The sequence below is a fragment of the Streptomyces sp. NPDC058751 genome, assembly GCF_042746485.1.
Classification (GTDB): domain Bacteria; phylum Actinomycetota; class Actinomycetes; order Streptomycetales; family Streptomycetaceae; genus Streptomyces.
Map to the genome: position 1 here is coordinate 75,696 of NZ_JBHYPZ010000008.1, position 19,435 is coordinate 95,130.

General features: G+C 72.3%; 18 protein-coding genes. 12 read left to right on the top strand and 6 right to left on the bottom strand.

What is annotated here, in order from left to right:
• Positions 1-134: 134 nt before the first annotated feature.
• Positions 135-1,364, bottom strand: a complete 1,230-nt coding sequence (locus ACFW6B_RS10245) for an acyl-CoA dehydrogenase family protein (RefSeq protein ID WP_386594054.1) — start codon at positions 1,362-1,364, stop codon at positions 135-137.
• Positions 1,365-1,532: 168 nt separating this feature from the next.
• Between ACFW6B_RS10245 and ACFW6B_RS10250 the strand changes: the two genes are divergently transcribed.
• On the top strand, positions 1,533-2,177 hold the full coding sequence (locus ACFW6B_RS10250; protein WP_386594055.1) for a TetR family transcriptional regulator: 645 nt from the start codon (positions 1,533-1,535) through the stop codon (positions 2,175-2,177).
• Between the two features lie 146 nt (positions 2,178-2,323).
• On the opposite strand, the gene def is transcribed toward ACFW6B_RS10250, so the two are convergent.
• Positions 2,324-2,863: a peptide deformylase gene (def, locus tag ACFW6B_RS10255; RefSeq protein WP_386594057.1), complete on the bottom strand. Its 540-nt coding sequence runs from the start codon at positions 2,861-2,863 to the stop codon at positions 2,324-2,326.
• Between the two features lie 154 nt (positions 2,864-3,017).
• Between def and ACFW6B_RS10260 the strand changes: the two genes are divergently transcribed.
• The 7 genes from ACFW6B_RS10260 to ACFW6B_RS10290 all read left to right on the top strand — a co-directional run bounded on the left by ACFW6B_RS10260 (position 3,018) and on the right by ACFW6B_RS10290 (position 11,515).
• Positions 3,018-4,256: a MurT ligase domain-containing protein gene (locus tag ACFW6B_RS10260; RefSeq protein ID WP_386594059.1), complete on the top strand. Its 1,239-nt coding sequence runs from the start codon at positions 3,018-3,020 to the stop codon at positions 4,254-4,256.
• Positions 4,257-4,275: 19 nt separating this feature from the next.
• Positions 4,276-5,004 carry a type 1 glutamine amidotransferase gene (locus tag ACFW6B_RS10265; protein WP_386594061.1) on the top strand — a complete coding sequence of 243 codons (729 nt, stop codon included), beginning with the start codon at positions 4,276-4,278 and terminating at the stop codon, positions 5,002-5,004.
• A gap of 273 nt (positions 5,005-5,277) precedes the next feature.
• Positions 5,278-6,303 (top strand): 6-phosphofructokinase, encoded by a 1,026-nt coding sequence (locus tag ACFW6B_RS10270; RefSeq protein ID WP_386594063.1) that lies wholly within the window; start codon positions 5,278-5,280, stop codon positions 6,301-6,303.
• Positions 6,304-6,441: 138 nt separating this feature from the next.
• A complete protein-coding gene (locus ACFW6B_RS10275) occupies positions 6,442-7,395 on the top strand; it encodes a cytochrome c oxidase assembly protein (RefSeq protein WP_386594065.1) in 954 nt (317 codons plus the stop codon).
• A 226-nt stretch (positions 7,396-7,621) separates the two neighbouring features.
• On the top strand, positions 7,622-9,067 hold the full coding sequence (locus tag ACFW6B_RS10280; RefSeq protein ID WP_386594067.1) for a DUF6777 domain-containing protein: 1,446 nt from the start codon (positions 7,622-7,624) through the stop codon (positions 9,065-9,067).
• Positions 9,067-11,262: a protein kinase gene (locus ACFW6B_RS10285; protein WP_386594069.1), complete on the top strand. Its 2,196-nt coding sequence runs from the start codon at positions 9,067-9,069 to the stop codon at positions 11,260-11,262. Before ACFW6B_RS10280 ends, ACFW6B_RS10285 begins: the two co-directional genes overlap by 1 nt.
• Positions 11,263-11,356: 94 nt before the next feature.
• Positions 11,357-11,515 (top strand): hypothetical protein, encoded by a 159-nt coding sequence (locus ACFW6B_RS10290; RefSeq protein WP_386594071.1) that lies wholly within the window; start codon positions 11,357-11,359, stop codon positions 11,513-11,515.
• A gap of 24 nt (positions 11,516-11,539) precedes the next feature.
• Here the strand turns inward: ACFW6B_RS10290 and ACFW6B_RS10295 are convergent, their stop codons facing one another.
• From ACFW6B_RS10295 to ACFW6B_RS10310, 4 genes are all read right to left on the bottom strand, one after another.
• Positions 11,540-12,745, bottom strand: a complete 1,206-nt coding sequence (locus tag ACFW6B_RS10295) for a sensor histidine kinase (protein ID WP_386594073.1) — start codon at positions 12,743-12,745, stop codon at positions 11,540-11,542.
• Between the two features lie 136 nt (positions 12,746-12,881).
• The gene (locus tag ACFW6B_RS10300) at positions 12,882-14,684 is read right to left on the bottom strand and encodes a cation acetate symporter (RefSeq protein ID WP_386594075.1); all 1,803 of its coding nucleotides are present in this window, start codon (positions 14,682-14,684) and stop codon (positions 12,882-12,884) included.
• 3 nt (positions 14,685-14,687) lie between these two features.
• Positions 14,688-15,047 carry a hypothetical protein gene (locus tag ACFW6B_RS10305; protein ID WP_386594077.1) on the bottom strand — a complete coding sequence of 120 codons (360 nt, stop codon included), beginning with the start codon at positions 15,045-15,047 and terminating at the stop codon, positions 14,688-14,690.
• An 11-nt stretch (positions 15,048-15,058) separates the two neighbouring features.
• Positions 15,059-15,814 carry a LytR/AlgR family response regulator transcription factor gene (locus ACFW6B_RS10310; RefSeq protein WP_386594078.1) on the bottom strand — a complete coding sequence of 252 codons (756 nt, stop codon included), beginning with the start codon at positions 15,812-15,814 and terminating at the stop codon, positions 15,059-15,061.
• 97 nt (positions 15,815-15,911) lie between these two features.
• Between ACFW6B_RS10310 and ACFW6B_RS10315 the strand changes: the two genes are divergently transcribed.
• The 4 genes from ACFW6B_RS10315 (at position 15,912) to ACFW6B_RS10330 (ending at position 19,426) form a co-directional block, all read left to right on the top strand.
• Positions 15,912-16,415, top strand: a complete 504-nt coding sequence (locus tag ACFW6B_RS10315) for an Lrp/AsnC family transcriptional regulator (protein WP_386594080.1) — start codon at positions 15,912-15,914, stop codon at positions 16,413-16,415.
• 125 nt (positions 16,416-16,540) lie between these two features.
• Positions 16,541-17,353, top strand: coding sequence for a dimethylargininase (ddaH, locus tag ACFW6B_RS10320; RefSeq protein WP_386594082.1), 813 nt, complete (start codon positions 16,541-16,543; stop codon positions 17,351-17,353).
• The gene (gene rocD / locus ACFW6B_RS10325; protein ID WP_386594084.1) at positions 17,350-18,600 is read left to right on the top strand and encodes an ornithine--oxo-acid transaminase; all 1,251 of its coding nucleotides are present in this window, start codon (positions 17,350-17,352) and stop codon (positions 18,598-18,600) included. The genes ddaH and rocD overlap by 4 nt, the downstream gene beginning before the upstream one ends.
• 100 nt (positions 18,601-18,700) lie before the next feature.
• Positions 18,701-19,426 carry a lysophospholipid acyltransferase family protein gene (locus tag ACFW6B_RS10330; protein WP_386594086.1) on the top strand — a complete coding sequence of 242 codons (726 nt, stop codon included), beginning with the start codon at positions 18,701-18,703 and terminating at the stop codon, positions 19,424-19,426.
• Positions 19,427-19,435: the final 9 nt, after the last annotated feature.

Consider the following 19,435-nt stretch of genomic DNA (forward strand, 5'->3'; position numbering starts at 1 on the left):
TCCCAGGTCCGGTGGGGTGACGGCCGGTGTACGAGGTGGCGGCGGACGCGCTCGCCCGTGCGGCGCGCGGGCGCCCGGGACGCCGGTGATCACCGGCGTCCCGTCGCGGGAACCGCCCCGGAGCGTGCGGGGCGTCAGCGGATCGGCATCCCGGACAGGGTGCGGGCGATCACGAGGCGCTGGATCTCGCTGGTGCCCTCGAAGATCGTGTAGATGGCCGCGTCGCGGTGCATCCGCTCCACCGGGTACTCGCGCGTGTAGCCGTTGCCGCCCAGGATCTGGATCGCCTGGGCCGTGACCTTCTTCGCCGTCTCGCTGGCGAACAGCTTCGACATCGAACCCTCGGCCGCGGTGAACGGCTTGCCGTTGACCGCCATCCAGGACGCCCGCCAGACCAGCAGCCGCGCCGCGTCGATCGAGGTGCGCATGTCGGCCAGCTGGAAGGCCACGCCCTGGTTGTCGATCACCGGGCGGCCGAACTGCTCCCGCGTCATCGCGTAGTCGAGGGCCACCTCGTACGCGGCCCGCGCGGTGCCCACCGCCATGGCTCCGACGGCCGGGCGGGAGGCCTCGAAGGTGGCCATCGCGGCGTTCTTCACCCTCTCTCCGCCCCCGGCCTTCGCCCGCTCACGGGCCCGGGCCAGGCGCTCGTCGAGCTTCTCCTTGCCGCCGAGCAGGCAGGAACCGGGAACGCGGACGTTCTCCAGGACGACCTCGGCGGTGTGCGAGGCGCGGATGCCGTGCTTCTTGAACTTCTGGCCCTGGGACAGACCGGGGGTGTTCGGCGGCACGATGAAGGAGGCGTGGCCCTTGGAGCCGAGCTCCGCGTCGACGACCGCGACGACGACGTGGACGTTGGCGATGCCGCCGTTGGTGGCCCAGGTCTTCGTGCCGTTCAGGACCCACTCGTCCTTGGCCCCGTCGTAGACGGCGCGCGTGCGCATCGAGGCGACGTCGGAGCCGGCGTCGGGCTCGGAGGAGCAGAAGGCGGCGACCTTGACATCGTTGGCATCGCCGTACATCTGGGGGATCCAGGTGCCGATCTGCTCCTCGGTGCCGTTGGCGAGGACGCCCACGGCGGCGAGGCCGGTGCCGACGATGGACAGCGCGATGCCCGCGTCGCCCCAGAACAGTTCCTCCATCGCCATCGGTATGCCGAGTCCGGTGGCGTCGAAGTACTGCTGCGCGTAGAAGTCCAGGGAATAGATTCCGACCTTCGCGGCTTCCTGGATGACCGGCCAGGGAGTCTCTTCACGCTCGTCCCATTCGGCGGCCGCGGGGCGGATGACATCGGCGGCGAAACCGTGCAGCCAGTCCCGGACCTCCTTCTGTTCGTCGTTGAGCTCCATGGTGAACTCGGCCATGTCCCCTCCAGCGCTGCCCTAAACTGTTACTTGCGGTAACTGGAGTCTGTTACTGGCTAGTAAGAAAAGTCAACTCCCGGGTTTCGCTCGGCATCCCGTTCGATACCCATACGACGATCAGTGTTAGTTTGCGCAAGCGTCACCGAATCACCACGGGTGGGAGAGCACATGGACACCACACAGCGGACCGATCAGCAGAGGTCCGCCGACCGCCGCCGGCGCGAACTGCTGGAGGCCGCCGACAGGGTGGTGCTGCGCGACGGTCCCGGGGCCTCCATGAACGCCATCGCCGCCGAGGCCGGCATCACGAAACCCATCCTGTACCGCCACTTCGGCGACAAGGGCGGCCTCTACGCCGCGCTCGCCAAGCGGCACACCGACGCGCTCCTCGAAGCGCTGCGGGCGGCACTGGACGCCCCGGCCGAGCGGCGCGAGCGCGTGGAGTCGACGCTCGACACCTACCTGGCCGCCATCGAGGCACGACCGCAGGTGTACCGCTTCCTGATGCACCCGGCGGAGGGCGGCCAGTCGGGCGACGCCGGGTTCGACGTGGGCAAGTACTCGGCGCCCGTCCTGCGCCGCATGGGCGAGGAACTGGCCGAGGTCATCGAGGAACGGGTGGACCTCGGACCGGGCAGCCAGCAGCTCGCGCGGGTGTGGGGCCACGGCATCGTCGGCATGATGCACGCGGCCGGGGACTGGTGGCTCGGCGAACGGCCCTGCACGCGCGCCGAGTTGGTACGGAGCCTGGCCGACCTGCTGTGGGGCCGCCTCGCGGCGGCGGGCGACCGCGTCGGCGGCCCGGGTTTCTGACCGGGACTCACACGGACGCCCCGTCAGGGACCCGCGCGGACGCCCTGCCGGAAGCCGGCAGGGACGCCCCGTCAGGAGTCCGCACGGACGCCCCGCCGGAAGACGTGCGGCCGCCCCGCCGGGACGGCCGGCGCCCCGGCCCGTCCTCAGCCGCTCCAGGAAGCCCGTGCCACCTTGCGCAGGAGGCGCCGCCGGCGCCATCCGGTGAGCCGGTCCGCGTACACCCCGCCGTCGAGGTGGTCGCACTCGTGCTGGAGACAGCGCGCGAACCAGCCGGTGCCGTGCACGGTGACCGGCTCGCCGGTGACCGTGCGGCCCTCGACGACCGCGTGGTCGTAGCGCTCGGTGCCGGCCTCCAGACCCGGCAGCGAGAGGCAGCCCTCGGGTCCGCGCAGGACCACGCCGTCCGCCTCGACGAGACGGGGGTTCACCACGTGCCCCACGTGGCGGACCTCGTCGTCGTCCGGGCAGTCGTACACGAAGACCCGCAGACCGACGCCGATCTGGTTCGCCGCGAGGCCGACGCCCTCGGCGGCGTACATCGTCGCGAACATGTCCTCGACGAGCTCCGCGAGCTCGGGACCGAATTCGGTGACGTCCTCGCAGGCTGTACGCAGGAGGGGGTCACCGAGCAGGATGAGGGGCCGGACGCGTCCGTGAGTGCCGGGGATGGAACCGTGTCGCATGGCGGCAAGGGTACGGTCCTGGTAGGCGCGCGCATGTCGCGCCGGCACCGAGGTGGTGCCGCGATTCGGGCCCGTGAGTGGATCTCGATAGGCTGAGCCCCCACATGTGCCGGGGGCAGGGGCGCGGCGCGTACGCAAGGAGGATCGAGAAACGATGTCAGGCAACTCGGACCCGCTGTCGCCGCGGGCCAAGCTGGCCGTGACGGCGGGCAAGGCGGCGGCAGCCGTCTCGCGAGCCGCCGGACGCGGCAGCGGATCGGTGATCGGTGGCCGGGTGGCGCTCAAGCTCGACCCCGATCTGCTGGCGAGGCTCGCCACGCACCTGGACGTGGTCCTGGTGTCGGCGACCAACGGCAAGACCACGACGACCCGGCTGATCGCGGAGGCGCTGCGCGCCGCGGGCCCGGTCGTGTCCAACGCGCTCGGCGCCAACATGCCCGCGGGCATCACCTCGGCGCTGGCCGGCGGCTCGGAGGCCAAGTTCGCGGTCATCGAGGTCGACGAGAAGTACCTCGCCGGTGTGGCTCGTGACACCGACCCGAAGTGCATCGCGCTGCTGAACCTCTCGCGCGACCAGCTCGACCGCGCCGCCGAGACCCGGATGATGGCCGAGCACTGGCGTGAGGGACTGGCCGGCTCCAAGGCCGTCGTGGTCGCCAACGCCGACGACCCGCTGGTCGTCTGGGCCGCTTCCTCCTCGCCGAACGTCCTGTGGGTGGCGGCCGGCCAGATGTGGAAGGAGGACGCCTGGTCCTGCCCGTCGTGCGGCGGCGTGATGCAGCGCCCCGGCGACGACTGGTTCTGCGGCGAGTGCGGCTTCCGCCGTCCGACGCCGACCTGGGCGCTGTCCGAGGACCACGTCCTCGACCCGCACGGCTCCGCGTGGCCGATCCACCTCCAGCTCCCGGGCCGGGCCAACAAGGCGAACGCCGCCTCGTCGGCCGCCGTGGCCGCCGTCTTCGGGGTGCCGCCGCAGGTCGCCCTGGAGCGCATGTACCAGGTGCAGGCGGTGGCCGGACGCTACGACGTGGTCCAGTTCATGGAGCGCGACCTGCGTCTGCTGCTCGCCAAGAACCCCGCGGGCTGGCTGGAGACCTTCTCCCTGATCGACCCGCCGCCGACCCCGGTCATCCTGTCGGTGAACGCGCGCGGCGCCGACGGCACCGACACCTCCTGGCTGTGGGACGTCGACTACACCCGGCTGACCGGGCACCCGATCTTCGTTCTCGGCGACCGCAAGCTCGACCTCGCCGTCCGCCTCGAAGTGGCCAACCAGCAGTTCCAGGTCTGCGACACCCTCGACCAGGCCGTGCAGATGGCACCGCCCGGACGTATCGAGGTCATCGCGAACTACACCGCATTCCAGGACTTGAGGCGTCGTGTCGGCAACTGAGCCACGGAGGACGAAGAAGATGACTGACAACAGCCTGCGTCTGGTGTGGGTCTACCCAGACCTGCTGAGCACCTACGGCGACCAGGGCAACGCCCTCGTCGTGGAGCGCCGGGCGCGTCAGCGCGGCCTCGACGTGGCCCGTGTCGACGTGCGCAGCGACCAGCCGATCCCGACCTCCGGTGACATCTACCTGATCGGGGGCGGCGAGGACCGGCCGCAGCGGCTCGCCGCCGAGCGGCTGCGCCGCGACGGCGGTCTGGAGCGCGCGGTCGAGAACGGCGCGATCGTGTTCTCGGTCTGCGCCGGCTACCAGATCCTCGGGCACGAGTTCATCAACGACCTCGGCGAGCGCGAACCCGGCCTCGGCCTGCTCGACGTGGTCTCGGTGCGCGGTGAGGGCGAGCGGTGCGTCGGCGACGTCCTCGGGGACATCGACCCGCGGCTCGGCCTGCCCCAGCTCACCGGCTTCGAGAACCACCAGGGCGTCACCCACCTCGGACCCACCGCCCGCCCGTTCGCGAACGTGCGGTTCGGCAACGGCAACGGCACGGGCGACGGCACCGAGGGCGCGTACAACGACACCGTGTTCGGCACGTACATGCACGGGCCCGTCCTCGCCCGCAACCCGCAGATCGCGGACCTGCTGCTGAAGCTGGCCCTCGACGTCAACGCGCTGCCGCCGACCGACGACCGCTGGTACGAGGCGCTGCGCGCCGAGCGCATCGCGTCCGCCCAGCAGCCCGCGTAGGGCCGGCCCGCCCCGGCGGGTCAGAGGAACCGTTTCTCAAGGAGGAACGGTTCCTCTTCGCGTTTCCCGGGAAGGACCGTTTCCGCTGCTCGAAAGGGGTCCCCCCGACCCCGCCCGGGGCCCGTCTGAAACCGCATCCGCACAGGTGAGCGGGTGCGTCCAGCAGGCGGACGCACGGTACGGCCCGGCCCCCTCCCGCCGGTAGGCTGGCGGGGATCCTCACCGGACAACGTGGTCCGGTCCCCGGACCACGTTGAGAAGGTATTTCGGGCTATGCGCATTGGTGTCCTCACGTCCGGCGGCGACTGCCCCGGTCTGAACGCCGTCATCCGGTCGGTCGTGCACCGCGCCGTCGTCGACCACGGCGACGAGGTCATCGGCTTCCGGGACGGCTGGAAGGGTCTCCTGGAGTGCGACTACCTCAAGCTCGACCTCGACGCGGTGAGCGGCATCCTCGCTCGCGGCGGCACCATGCTCGGCTCCTCCCGGGTCCAGCCCGCGCACCTGCGTGACGGCGTGGAGCGGGCCAAGGGCCACGTGGCGGACCTCGGGCTCGACGCGATCATCCCGATCGGCGGCGAGGGCACGCTGAAGGCCGCCCGCCTGCTGTCGGACTCCGGCCTGCCGATCGTCGGCGTGCCGAAGACCATCGACAACGACATCGCGGTCACGGACGTCACCTTCGGCTTCGACACGGCCGTCGGCGTCGCGACCGAGGCGCTCGACCGGCTCAAGACCACCGCCGAGTCCCACCAGCGCGTGCTGATCGTGGAGGTCATGGGCCGCCACACCGGCTGGATCGCGCTGCACTCCGGCATGGCCGCGGGCGCCCACGCCATCGTCGTACCGGAGCGGCCCTTCGACATCGAGGAGCTGGCCGCGCGGGTCGGCGAGCGGTTCGAGGCGGGCAAGCGGTTCGCCATCGTCGTCGCCGCCGAGGGCGCCAAGCCCCGCGAGGGCTCCATGCGGTACGACGAGGGCGGCAAGGACGTCTACGGTCACGAGCGCTTCGCCGGCATCGCCCGGCAGCTCTCCATCGAGCTGGAGGAACGGCTCGGCAAGGAAGCCCGGCCGGTCATCCTCGGGCACGTGCAGCGCGGCGGCACCCCGACGGCGTACGACCGCGTGCTCGCGACCCGGTTCGGGTGGCACGCGGTGGAGGCCGTGCACCGCGGCGAGTTCGGGATGATGACCGCGCTGCGCGGCACCGACATCGTGATGGTGTCGCTCGCCGACGCGGTCGAGACCCTGAAGACGGTTCCGCAGGAGCGCTACGCCGAGGCGGAGTGCGTGCTCTGAGACGTACGCCGTCACAACCGCCCCCGGTCGCAGCCGCGGCCGGGGGCGGTTCTACTCTGGTGCGGACAGACAGCGCACAACCTCCCCCAGTGCCGTAAAAGGGCTGGGGGAGGCACCCCCAGAAACAGGAGCCGGCGGATGGATCACAGCGGGCACGGCACGACCATGGATCTGCCGCCGTTCACGCTGGGGCGGGGGCTCGAGTGGTCCGCCGACCCGTTCTTCCTCGTCGCGTGCCTGCTCGGGCTCGGGCTGTACGGCTGGGGAGCCGTCCGGCTGGCCCGGCGCGGCGACGCGTGGTCGTGGGGCCGTACGGCCGCCTTCGTGACCGGTGTGCTGACGGTGATGCTCGTCATGTGCACCAAGCTGAACGACTACGGCATGGTCATGTTCAGCGTGCACATGGTCCAGCACATGGTGATCAGCATGCTGTCCCCGATCCTGATCCTGCTCGGGGCGCCGATCACGCTGGCGCTGCGCGCCCTGCCGGTGGCCTCGAAGCGGGGCGCCAAGGGCCCGCGCGAACTGCTGCTGATGTTCCTGCACAGCCGGTACATGAAGGTCGTCACGCACCCGGCGTTCACCATCCCGATGTTCATCGCGAGCCTGTACGCGCTGTACTTCTCCCCGCTCTTCGACTTCCTGATGGGGTCCACCACGGGTCACGTCTTCATGATGTGCCACTTCCTCGCCGTCGGACTGTTCTTCTTCTGGCCGATCATGGGCGTGGACCCGGGCCCGCACCGCCCGGGATACCTGATGCGGATGCTGGAGCTGTTCGCGGGAATGCCGTTCCACGCGTTCTTCGGCATCGCGTTGATGATGGCGTCGGGGCCGATGGTCGAGTCGTACGAGAATCCCCCCGCCTCGCTCGGCATCGACGCGCTCGCCGACCAGACCGCCGCCGGCGGGATCGCCTGGGCGTTCAGCGAGATCCCCTCCGTCCTCGTCCTGCTCGCGCTGCTCTTCCAGTGGTACAACTCCGAGCAGCGGCAGGCCAAGCGCCTGGACCGCGCCGCGGACCGGGACGGCGACAAGGAACTCGAGGCGTACAACGCCTATCTGGCCTCGCTCAACGCACGCGGCCGCTGAATTCACCGCATCAGACGCACTTGCCTGAAAGGCATTTCCATTCAGTAGCATGGAGGCGATGCTCCGCGTCCGCTCTCCGGACCGCGGGGTCCCGTGGAAACCGCGAGGGGGAGCGGCCATGGTATTTCGCACGCCCATGCGAAGGGCTGGATTATCAGCGGTACGCCGGACGGCTCTGCTGCTCATTTCCGCACTGGTCGTCAGCGGGTGCGGGAAATCCGATCAATTGTTCGTCATACGCGCCGTGGCCGCGGGGGTTTCGCAGGCCGATCCCTTCTTCGAGGAGAACGGCGCGCTCGGCAAGGACACCACCGCCGCACCGCGCGCCCGGCCGGTCGGCGGGGTCCAGGCCAGCAACAGCCCGGGACTGTACGGGGGCACACCGGGAGAGGAACGCCCCGGTGGCCCCGTCGGCCGGGGCGACGGCGGCACCGGCACCGGCACCGGCACCGGCACCGGGAACGACGGCACGGGCGGCCAAGGCGGGTCCGGTGGAGCCGTCCCCGACTTCGGCGGCTCGGCACGGCCCGGCACCTGTGTCGTCGCGAAGCTCGAGAAATTCCTCACCGCCCCCGAGAACTCCGCCCGGGCACGGGAATGGGCGCGCGTCCTGGATATCCGGCCGAACGGCATCCCCGGATATATCCACCGGCTCACACCCGTGGTCCTGCGTCACGACACCCTCGTGACGAACCACGCGTACAAGCGCGGCAAAGCCGTCCCCTTCGACTCCCTGCTCCAGGCCGGAATCGCCGTTCTGGTCGACCGTCAGGGGCTGCCCGCGGTGAAGTGCTCCTGCGGCAATCCGCTGCGCCCGTCCAAGACGGACGTCGAAAGGGCCTCGGTGGATTTCCGGGGCGGAAACGGGAAATGGTCCGGCTTCCAGCAGGACCGGATCGTCGTCGTGGAGGCGCCGCCCGGGAAGGCGTCCATCGACCGGCTCCGGCTGGTGGACGTCGAGGACCCCGGCCGGGGGATCTCGCGCCCGCTGGGCACCGAGGGCGAGCGGGACACGCCGTTCGACCCGCGGGCCGAGACGACCGTCCCGCCGGTCACGGGCCTGACCTTCGCGGAGGCGAGCGCCCGGCTGGCGGGTGCGGGACTCGCCCTCGCCTTCGACGGCTCCTCCCTGCCCCCGGACGACTCCCGGGTGACCTCGTCCGAGCCCGCCGGGGGCAGCTCCCTGGAGTGGGGCAGCCAGGTGACGCTGTCCGTGTCGGACCCGGGCGACGGCGGGGACCCGGGCACCCCCACGGACACCGGCGGCCTGACACCGAGCCCGGACGACACCGGCACCGGCACCGACACCAGCTCGGGTGAGCCCGGCACGGGGACCACCACCGGGAGCGGGACCACCACCGACGGAACCACCACCGACGGCGTGACCGAGGGCTCGACCGACGGCTCGACCACGGGCGGGAGCACGGACGGCGCCACGGACGGCGCCACGGAAGGCTCCACCGACGGCACCGCCACGAGCGGTTCCGACGCGGGTGGTACCACCACCGGCCAGGCCACCGACGGAACCACGGACGGCACCCCGGGAGGCGACACCACCGGCACCGCGGACTCGGGCGCCACCGCCACCGCCACCGGCGACTCCGGCGCGGGCGGCTCCCCGGGTGCCGGGGACGCGGGAGGGGCGTCCGCCTCCGAGGGAGGGGTCACCTGATGGGCCCGAGGTCGCCCCGGCCGGGCGTGGGCCGGACCATCGCCGGCCGGTATCTGCTCGTGGACCGAATCGGGTCGGGCGGGATGGGGCACGTGTGGCTCGCGCACGACCAGCGGCTCGACTGCGACGTCGCGCTCAAGGAGATCAGGTTCCCCGACGCGCCGGGGTACGGCGCGGAACACGAGTCGCGGATCGCGCGGGCCCGCGCCGAGGCCCGGCACGCGGCGGTGCTGCGGGGGCACCCGCACGTCGTGACGGTCCACGACGTCCTGGAGCACGAGGGCCTGCCGTGGATCGTGATGGAGTACGTGGCGGGGGCGGTGGACCTGCGCGACCGGCTCGCCCGGAGCGGCCCCCTCGCTCCCGACGCGTGCGCCCGTATCGGCGTCGCGGTGCTCGACGCCCTGACCGCCGGGCACGAGCACGGCATCATGCACCGGGACGTGAAGCCCGCCAACATCCTGCTCGCCCCGGACCGCACCGGGGCCCCGGAAGCCCGCGTCCTGCTCACCGACTACGGGATCTCGGTCCAGCCCGACTCCCCGGAGACCCGCTGGACCCAGACGTCCGTGCTGGTCGGCACGGCCGGATACCTGGCCCCGGAGCGGGCGACGGGAGGTCCGCCGACGGCGGCGGCCGACCTGTTCTCCCTGGGCTGCACCCTGTACTTCGGGGTGGAGGGGCACGGGCCCTTCGACCGGGACACCGAACTCGCGGCGATCACCGCCGTGGTCCTGGAGGAAGCACCGCCGCCGCTGCGGGCGGGCGCCCTGCGGCCCGTCGTCGAGGCGCTGCTGGTCAAGGATCCCGCCCATCGGCTGTCGGCCGAGGACACCGCCTCGGCACTGGCCCGGATCCTCACACCGCAGCCCCATCCCCCGACCCGCCCCGACCCGGGCTCGCGGCCGCCGTGGTGGGGTCGCGCCACGTCCGACGGGGTCCCGGGGGTGTCCGGCCCGGCGGAGGACGGGAGCCCGGGCCCGCCGGGCGCGCGTCCGGCGACGGAGGGCACCGCCGGACACGGTCCGGCCCCGGACCAGGGGTACGGGCATCCGGCGACGGCCGAGGGCCAGGGGTACGCGGCCGCCGGGGACCGGCGGTACGCGGCGGCCGAAGGACACGGGTACCCGGCGACGGCCGGACCGCACGAGCACCCCGCCACGGCCGGAGGGCACGGGCCGCGGGCGACGGCCGGGAGCCACGGCCCGTACACGCCCGCGGCCCCCGACCGGGACGGCGCCCGCACGTTCCCGCCGCCGGACGGGTTCCCCCCTTCCGCGCCGGAGGGACGACAGCCGGTCCCCGGTCAGGGCTTCGGGCCTCCCTGGTACGGGGCGCCGCCCGTCCCGGTCCCCGGCCCTCCGGGACGACGGCGGCGGAAGCCGCCGCGCGCCCGGCGGGCCGTCGCCGCGGTCCTGCTCGCGTTCGGGCTGACGGCGGGCGTCGTCTGGTACGCGGAGGCGCACCGGATCGCCCCGCTCCCCTACGGCGACGCGGTCGGGCTCGCCGAACCGCTGCGCCGGGGCGACTGCGTCCTCGGTGAACCCTCCCTGGCCAGGACCAGGACCGTGCCCCGGCTGAAGCTGGACCCCAGCTGCCACGACGAGAGCCCCGACGCCCAGGTCATGGCGGTGTACAGGGCGTCCTCGTACGAGGCGGCCCGCCGTGACGGCCCGCGCCGGTGCGCGGAGCGGACCGAGGACACCGCGCGCAAGCTCGCGTGGAACGTCAGGAGCATGGCCGTGGTGCCCACCCGGGAGGGCTTCGGCACGGCGGGCGGTACCGTCGCCTGTCTGCTCGCGGGCGTGCACGGGCCGGTGTTCGGTCCGCTCGGGGACCTGCGCGGGCCCGGGATGACGTTCACGGACGCGACGCAGATGCAGCGGGGCGACTGTCTGGGGCGCGCGGGCGGCGAGGCCCGCGTCGGCACGCACTTCGAACTGGTCGCCTGCGACCAGGAGAACGTGGGCGAGGTCGTCGACATCACCCACCTGAGCGCCTACCGGCCCGGAACGGATCCGCTGGAGCAGGCGAACGACCAGTGCGCGGCCGACGCGCCGCCGGAGCGGTACGGCTACTCCCCCTCCGCGTACTGGAGCCACGGGGTGCGCAGTGTGGGGGTGTGGTCCCGGCCGTACTACCTGGTGGTCTGCTTCGTCGAGGAAGGGCAACGCCCGTCGCGGGGGACCCAGTAGTGCGCACAGGCCTGGCGAAGCGCCTCCCTCCGGGTGAAAATGGCCCCGAAGGCCACGGCCCGCGTCGCGGACCCGACTCGAGGAGGGTGCTGCGATGCCCGGTTCGACGAAGACGATGGGGGTGCTCACCGTGGGCGGGCTCGTCGTGGTGACGGCCTACACGGTGGCACTGGGCAGCAACGGCTGGCTGTGGTTCGGCTGGGTCGTGCTCGGTCTGGTCACGCTGGGGATGGTGGTCTCCCGCAACGCCTGACCGGGGCCTCGATGTCGGGGGGGCTCACTGCCGGGGGCGCCGGGTCGCCGAGTGCACTCCGGGCTGGTACTTGGGGAGCCGGGCGGTGATCTTCATTCCCGCTCCCACCGCGGTCTCGATGACCAGGCCGTGATCGTCGCCGTACACCTGGCGCAGCCTCTCGTCGACGTTGGAGAGCCCGATGCCCCCCGAGGGGCCGACCTCTCCGGACAGGACGCGGCGCAGCCGTTCGGGGTCCATGCCGATGCCGTTGTCCTCGATGACCACGAGCGCCTCCGCACCGGCGTCCTGCGCCGTGATGCTGATGTGGCTCTTGTCGGTCTTGCCCTCCAGTCCGTGTTTGACGGCGTTCTCCACCAGGGGTTGGAGGCAGAGGAAGGGCAGCGCGACCGGCAGCACCTCGGGGGCGATCTGGAGGGTGACGGACAGCCGCTCGCCGAAGCGGGCCCGGACGAGCGCCAGGTAGTGGTCGATGGCGTGCAGTTCGTCGGCGAGGGTGGTGAAGTCGCCGTGCCTGCGGAACGAGTAGCGGGTGAAGTCGGCGAACTCCAGGAGCAGTTCGCGGGCGCGTTCGGGATCGGTGCGGACGAACGAGGCGATCACGGCGAGCGAGTTGAAGATGAAGTGCGGGGATATCTGGGCGCGGAGCGCCTTGATCTCCGCTTCGATCAGCCGTGTCCTGGACCGGTCGAGGTCGGCCAGTTCGAGCTGGACGGAGACCCAGCGCGCGACCTCGCCCGCGGCGCGTACGAGGACCGCGGACTCGCGGGGTGCGCAGGCGACGAGCGCTCCGTGCACCCGTTCGTCGACGGTGAGCGGTGCGACGACGGCCCAGCGCAGCGGGCAGTCCGGCTCGTCGCAGGTCAGCCGGAAGGCCTCGCCCCGGCCGGTCTCCAGCGGGCCGCCGAGACGTTCCACGACCTCGGTGCGGTGGTGGGCGCCGACGCCGTCCCAGGCGAGGACCGTCTCCCGGTCGGTGAGGCACAGGGCGTCCGTGCCGAGCAGGGTGCGCAGCCGCCGGGCGGACCGGCGGGCCGTCTCCTCGGTGAGTCCGGCGCGCAGCGGGGGCGCGGCGAGCGACGCGGTGTGCAGGGTCTGGAAGGTGGCGTGCTCGACCGGGGTGCCGAGTCCGCCGAGGCTCTCGGGCCGCGCGGTACGCCTGCCGAGCCAGAACCCGGCCGCCAGCAGGGGGAGCACGGCCACGCAGAGCCCGGCGACGAACCCGCTCATCTGCTCACCGTCCCGTCGACGATCCCGCACGCACACCCGTTCCCGCCCGGTCGCGGGCACGGTTGCCCGGGCCACCGCCGGTCCCGTACCGCCCCGGCCCCGGGGCCCTCGCCTCGCGGCCCGTCGGCCGGGGCCCTCATGGTCCGGCCTCCCGCGCGCCCGCCACGCCCTCCCCCACGCCCGGCTTCGCTCGCGCGGGCGGTACCCCCGTCCCGCCGACGGCCGTCCGGACCTGGCCTTCCATGAGTTCCTCCGGGAGGTGGAAGCGGGCGAGGATCGCCGCCGTGCCGGCCGGTACGCGGGCGGCGGTGGCCAGCGAGACCAGCACCATGGTCACGAAGCCGAGCGGCACCGACCAGAGCGCCGGCCAGGCGAGCAGCGCCCGCAGGGAGCCCGTCGTCCCCGGATAGCCGGCCATGGTGGCGCCGACGGCGACGAGTGCCGCGCCGCCGCCGACGAGCATCCCGGCCGCGGCCCCGGGCGGGGTGAGCCGCCGCCACCAGATGCCGAGGACCAGCAGCGGGCAGAAGGAGGACGCGGACACGGCGAACGCGAGCCCCACCGCGTCGGCCACGGGCAGCCCGCCCACCAGCACGCTCGCGGCGAGCGGCACGGCCATCGCGAGGACGGTGCCGAGCCGGAAGTGCCGTACGCCGCGGGAGGGCAGGACGTCCTGGGTGATCACCCCGGCGACGGCCATGGTGAGCCCGGACGCCGTCGAGAGGAACGCGGCGAAGGCGCCGCCCGCGACGAGCGCCCCGAGCAGGTCCGCGCCCACTCCGCCGATCATCCTGTCGGGCAGCAGCAGGACGGCGGCGTCCGCGTCGCCGGTGAGGCTGAGTTCGGGGGCGTACAGCCGGCCCAGCGCTCCGTAGACGGGCGGCAGCAGGTAGAAGGCGCCGATCAGGCCGAGGACGGCGACGGTGGTGCGGCGGGCGGCGACGCCGTGCGGGCTGGTGTAGAAGCGGACGACGACGTGCGGCAGGCCCATCGTGCCGAGGAAGGTGGCGAGGATCAGTCCGTAGGTGGCGTAGAGCGGGCGCTCCCCACGACCGGCGGCCGGTGGGGCCGTCAGGGCGTCGTCGCCGCCGCGTTCGGCCGCGGGGACCGGGGTTCCCCGGTCGAAGGCCAGCCGGGTGCCGCCGTCGACGCGGTGGGTGCCCCGCGGGAGCCGCACGCGCGTGTCCTCGTACCGCCGGCCGTCGACGGTGCCCGTCACGGTGACGGTGAGCGGCCGGGACAGCCTCAGGTCGAGCGTCGAGCCGATCCGGACGAGGCGCTGCTCGCGGAAGGCCGGCGGTTCCCCGAAGGCGTCGCGGGGAGCGCCGTGGGACTGCCAGGCGAGGACCAGGAAGAGCGCGGGGACGAGCAGGGCGGTGAGCTTCAGCCAGTACTGGAACGCCTGGACGAAGGTGATGCTGCGCATGCCTCCCGCGGCGACCGTGGCCACCACGACGACGGCGACCAGCACTCCGCCGAACCAGTCGGGCGCGTCCGTCAGGACGGCCAGCGTCAGCCCCGCTCCCTGGAGCTGGGGCAGGAGGTAGAGCCAGCCGACGCCGACGACGAAGGCTCCGGCGAGCCGTCTGACGGCCTGGGATCCGAGCCGGGCCTCCGCGAAGTCGGGCAGGGTGTAGGCGCCGGAGCGGCGCAGGGGTGCCGCGACGAAGAGGAGCAGCACGAGGTAGCCGGCGGTGTAGCCGACCGGGTACCAGAGCATGTCGGGCCCCTGGACGAGGACCAGGCCGGCGATGCCGAGGAAGGAGGCGGCGGAGAGGTACTCGCCGCTGATCGCGGCCGCGTTGAGCCGGGGGCCGACGGTGCGCGAGGCGACGTAGAAGTCGGAGGTGGTCCGGGAGACGCGCAGCCCGAACGCGCCGACCAGGACGGTCGCGAGGACGACGAGGGCGACGGCGGGGACGGAGTAGTTCTCGTTCACGGTTCAGCGGTCCTCGACCAGGCGCACGAGGTCCTTCTCGTTGCGTTCCGCCCGCCGTACGTACCAGCGGGCGAGCAGCACCAGCGGCGGGTAGAGGCAGAAGCCGAGGACGGCCCACTCCAGGGCGGCCCCGTCCGGCATCGCGGCGAAGACCAGCGGCAGTGGTCCGACGAGCAGGACCAGGACGGCGAACGTGACGCACGCGGCGCGCAGTTGACTGCGCATCAGGGAGCGCACGTAGGTGTGCCCGAGCGTGGTCTGTTCGTCGATCTCGGTCCTCGGCCGGTAGTAGCCGGAGTTCCGGCGAACGTGTCGGGGCACTCCGGTGACGACCACGCGGCGTTCGGTGGGGTCCTGCGGCACGCGCGTGCTCCTCAGTTCGTGGTCCGGCGCAGCAGCAGGTCGCGCAGCTGGCGGGCGTGCCGGCGGCTGACCTGGAGCTCGACGGAGTCGACGAGGACGCTCACCGTGCCCGCGTCCAGGCGGAGTTCGCCGATGTGGCGCAGGGCGACGAGGTGGCGCCGGTGGATGCGGACGAAACCGCGGGAGCGCCAGCGTTCCTCGAGGGTGGACAGCGGGATGCGCACCAGGTGGCTGCCCTGCGCGGTGTGCAGCCGGGCGTAGTCGCCGTGGGCCTCGACATGGGTGATGTCCTCGACGGCCACGAAGCGTGTGACTCCGCCGAGTTCGACGGATATGTGGTCGGGGTCGGGTTCGTGGACGGGGATGAGGGGTGCGGTGTCCCGCAGCTGGGCGGCCCTGCGGACGGCCTCGGCGAGCCGTTCGCGGCGGACGGGCTTGAGGACGTAGTCGACGGCCTTGAGTTCGAAGGCCTGCACGGCGAATCCCTCGTGGGCGGTGACGAACACGACGAGGGGCGGCTGGGCGAACCCGCCGAGCAGCCGGGCCAGGTCGAGCCCGTCCAGGCCGGGCATGTGGATGTCGAGGAAGACGACGTCGATGGCCTCGGGTCCGCCGGGGCCCGACTTGAGGGCCCGGTTGATCCGGCGCAGCGCCCCGGTCGCGTCGCTCGCTCCCTCGGCGCTGCCGACCCGGGGATCGGCGTTGAGCAGATACAGCAGCTCTTCGAGGGAGGGTTGTTCGTCGTCGACGGCGAGCGCGCGCAGCATGAGAGTGGAGTGTAGGAGCGATTCGCACCGCTGGACATGCGCCGGACACGGCCGTCGTCCCGGCCCGACGGCGGTCGCCGCTGGATACAGTGCCGCCATGAACAGCAAGCCCGCGATGTTCGACGAGCTCGACCGCAAGATCATCACGGCTCTGATGACCAATGCCCGGACGAGCTTCGCGGAGATCGGCGCGGCGATCGGACTGTCCGCGACGGCGGTCAAGCGCCGGGTCGACCGGTTGCGCGAGACGGGTGTGATCACCGGGTTCACGGCCACGGTGAAGCCCGCGGCGCTCGGGTGGCGCACGGAGGCGTACGTGGAGGTGTACTGCGAGGGCGCGGCGCCGCCCAGGCGGCTGGCGGAGGTGGTGCGCAACCATCCGGAGATCACCGCGGCGATGACGGTGACCGGGGGCGCGGACGCGCTGCTGCACGTCCGGGCCGTCGACGTGGAGCACTTCGAGGAGGTCCTGGAGCGCATCCGGGTGGAACCGTTCATCCGGAAGACGATCAGTTACATGGTGCTGTCCCATCTGCTGCCCGAGGCCCCGGAGGCCGGGGCGACCCACGCGGCCCCGGACGACGCAGGAAACGTGCGCTGACCCCGGCGATCACGCAGCAGTCCTGCGTATACGCGCAGCTCTCCGCGCTTGTCGTGTCTGTCCCCCGCTTCTTACCGTGGAGACATCCCACCAGATGACACCGCAGGAAGCGGAGGAACCTCTCTGTGTCCGAAAGCCGTGTGCCGCGCCCCCGGCGCTTCCTCGTCTGCGAACCCAGACACTTCGCCGTGCAGTACGCGATCAACCCCTGGATGCGTCCCGACACCCCCGTGGACGTCGACCTCGCGCAGGACCAGTGGCGGGCGCTGATCAGCGCCTATCGCGCGCACGGTCACACCGTCGAGTCCGTCGAGCCGGTCCCCGGCCTTCCCGACATGGTCTTCGCCGCGAACTGCGCGCTCGTCCTGGAGGGCCGTGTCTTCGGCTCGTCCTTCCACGCCCCCGAGCGGCGCCCCGAGTCCACCGCGTACGAGACCTGGTTCAAGACGGCGGGTTTCGACGTCTACCGCCCGGAGTCGGTGTGCGAGGGCGAGGGCGATCTCGTCCCGACGCGCCGCTTCGTCCTCGCCGGTACGGGGTTCCGCACCACGCCCGAGGCCCACCGCGAGGTCCAGGAGTTCTTCGGCGTCCCGGTGATCGGCCTGCGCCTGGTGGACCCGCACTTCTACCACCTGGACACCGCGCTCTTCGTCCTCGACGACGACAACGTCGCGTACTACCCGGACGCGTTCTCGCCGGGCAGCCGCGAGGTGCTGCGCCGGCTGTTCCCGGACGCGGTGCTCGCCACCCGCGAGGACGCCCTCGCCTTCGGCCTGAACTCCGTCTCGGACGGCCGTCACGTCTTCATCGCGCCGCGCGCCGAGGCCCTCGCCGACCAGCTCGTGACCCACGGCTACGTTCCCGTCCCCGTCGACCTGTCGGAGTTCCACAAGGCCGGCGGCGGCATCAAGTGCTGCACACAGGAGATCCGTTCATGACCGCTCCCGCCCCCGCGACCGCGTCCGCCGGCGCCGCCGCACGCAGCTCCGAGGAACTGATCCGGGCCGAGGGCCCCGTCCTGGCGCACAACTACCACCCGCTGCCCGTGGTCGTCTCGCACGCCGAGGGCACCTGGGTCGAGGACGTCGAGGGACGCCGCTACCTCGACATGCTGGCGGGCTACTCGGCGCTCAACTTCGGGCACCGCAACCCGGTGCTGATCGAGGCGGCGCACCGCCAGCTCGACCGGCTCACCCTGACCTCGCGGGCCTTCCACAACGACCAGCTCGCCGGATTCGCCGAGTCGCTGGCCGCGCTGACGGGCCTGGACATGGTCCTGCCGATGAACACGGGCGCCGAGGCGGTGGAGAGCGCCGTCAAGGTGGCCCGCAAATGGGCGTACGAGGTGAAGGGCGTCGAGCCCGGCCGGGCCACAATCGTGGTGGCGGCCGGCAACTTCCACGGCCGTACGACCACGATCGTCAGCTTCTCCACCGACGAGAGCGCCCGCGCGGGCTTCGGGCCCTTCACGCCCGGCTTCCGGGTCGTGCCGTACAACGACCTGGCCGCGCTGGAGGCGGCGATCGACGAGACGACGGCCGCGGTGCTGATCGAGCCCGTCCAGGGCGAGGCAGGCGTGATCATCCCGGACGACGGGTACCTCGCCGGCGTCCGCGAGCTCACCCGCCGCGCGGGCTGCCTCTTCGTCGCGGACGAGATCCAGTCCGGGCTGGGCCGCACCGGCACCACCCTGGCGGTGGAACACGAGTCGGTCGTCCCCGACCTGCTGCTGCTCGGCAAGGCGCTCGGCGGCGGCATCGTGCCGGTCTCCGCGGTCGTCGGCCGCCGGGACGTGCTGGGTGTGCTGCGTCCGGGTGAACACGGTTCGACGTTCGGCGGCAATCCGCTGGCCTCGGCGGTCGGCTCGGCGGTCGTGGGCCTGCTGGAGACCGGCGAGTACCAGCGCAGGGCGGCCGACCTGGGCGTCCTGCTGCGGGACGGGCTGACGGCCCTGGTGGGCCGGGGTGTCAAGGGCTTCCGCTCCCGGGGTCTGTGGGCGGGCGTCGACATCGACCCGTCCATCGGCACGGGCCGGGAGATCAGCCAGGGCCTGGTGCGGGAGGGAATTCTGGTCAAGGACACCCACGGCTCGACCATCCGGCTGGCGCCGCCGCTCACCATCACGGCCGAGGAACTCCGGTCGGCTCTCGGGTCCCTGGAGAAAGTTCTGACGCAAGGGGTCTGATACCGGCCAAGGGGCCACAGAGAGTGACACCGCAACGGTTACGCCCGGCGACGGCCGCGCCTACACTGATCGCTCCCCAGGGGAAACGAGGAGTGCCCCAGTGTTTTATCACGTGCTCAAATATGTGCTTCTGGGTCCGCTGTTGAGGTTGCTCTTCCGGCCTCGGATCGAGGGCCTTGAGCACATACCGTCGTCGGGCCCGGCCATCGTGGCCGGCAACCACCTGTCCTTCGCGGACCACTTCCTGATGCCCGCCATCCTGAAACGCCGGATCACCTTCCTCGCGAAGGCCGAGTACTTCAACGGACCCGGCGTCAAGGGGCGGCTGACGGCCGCCTTCTTCCGCAGCATCGGGCAGATCCCGGTGGACCGTTCCGGCAAGGAGGCGGGGCAGGCCGCGATCCGCGAGGGGCTCGGCGTACTGCGCAAGGGTGATCTGCTCGGCATCTACCCGGAGGGCACCCGGTCGCACGACGGGCGGCTCTACAAGGGCAAGGTGGGCGTCGCGGTGATGGCCCTGCGGGCCCAGGCCCCGGTGGTTCCCTGCGCGATGATCGGCACCTTCGAGGCGCAGCCCCCCGGCCGGAAGCTCCCGCGGGTCCATCCCGTGACGATCCGGTTCGGCAAGCCCCTCGACTTCTCGCGCTACGCGGGGATGGAGGGCGAGAAGGCCGTTCTGCGCGCCATCACCGACGAGATCATGTACGCCATCCTGGCCCTCTCCGACCAGGAGTACGTCGACCGGTACGCGGCCGTCGTCAAGGCCGAGGAGGCCGCGGCGAAGGCGGAGTCGGGGCGCAGGTTCCCCCGGATGCCGCTGAGCTGACGCTGCCTG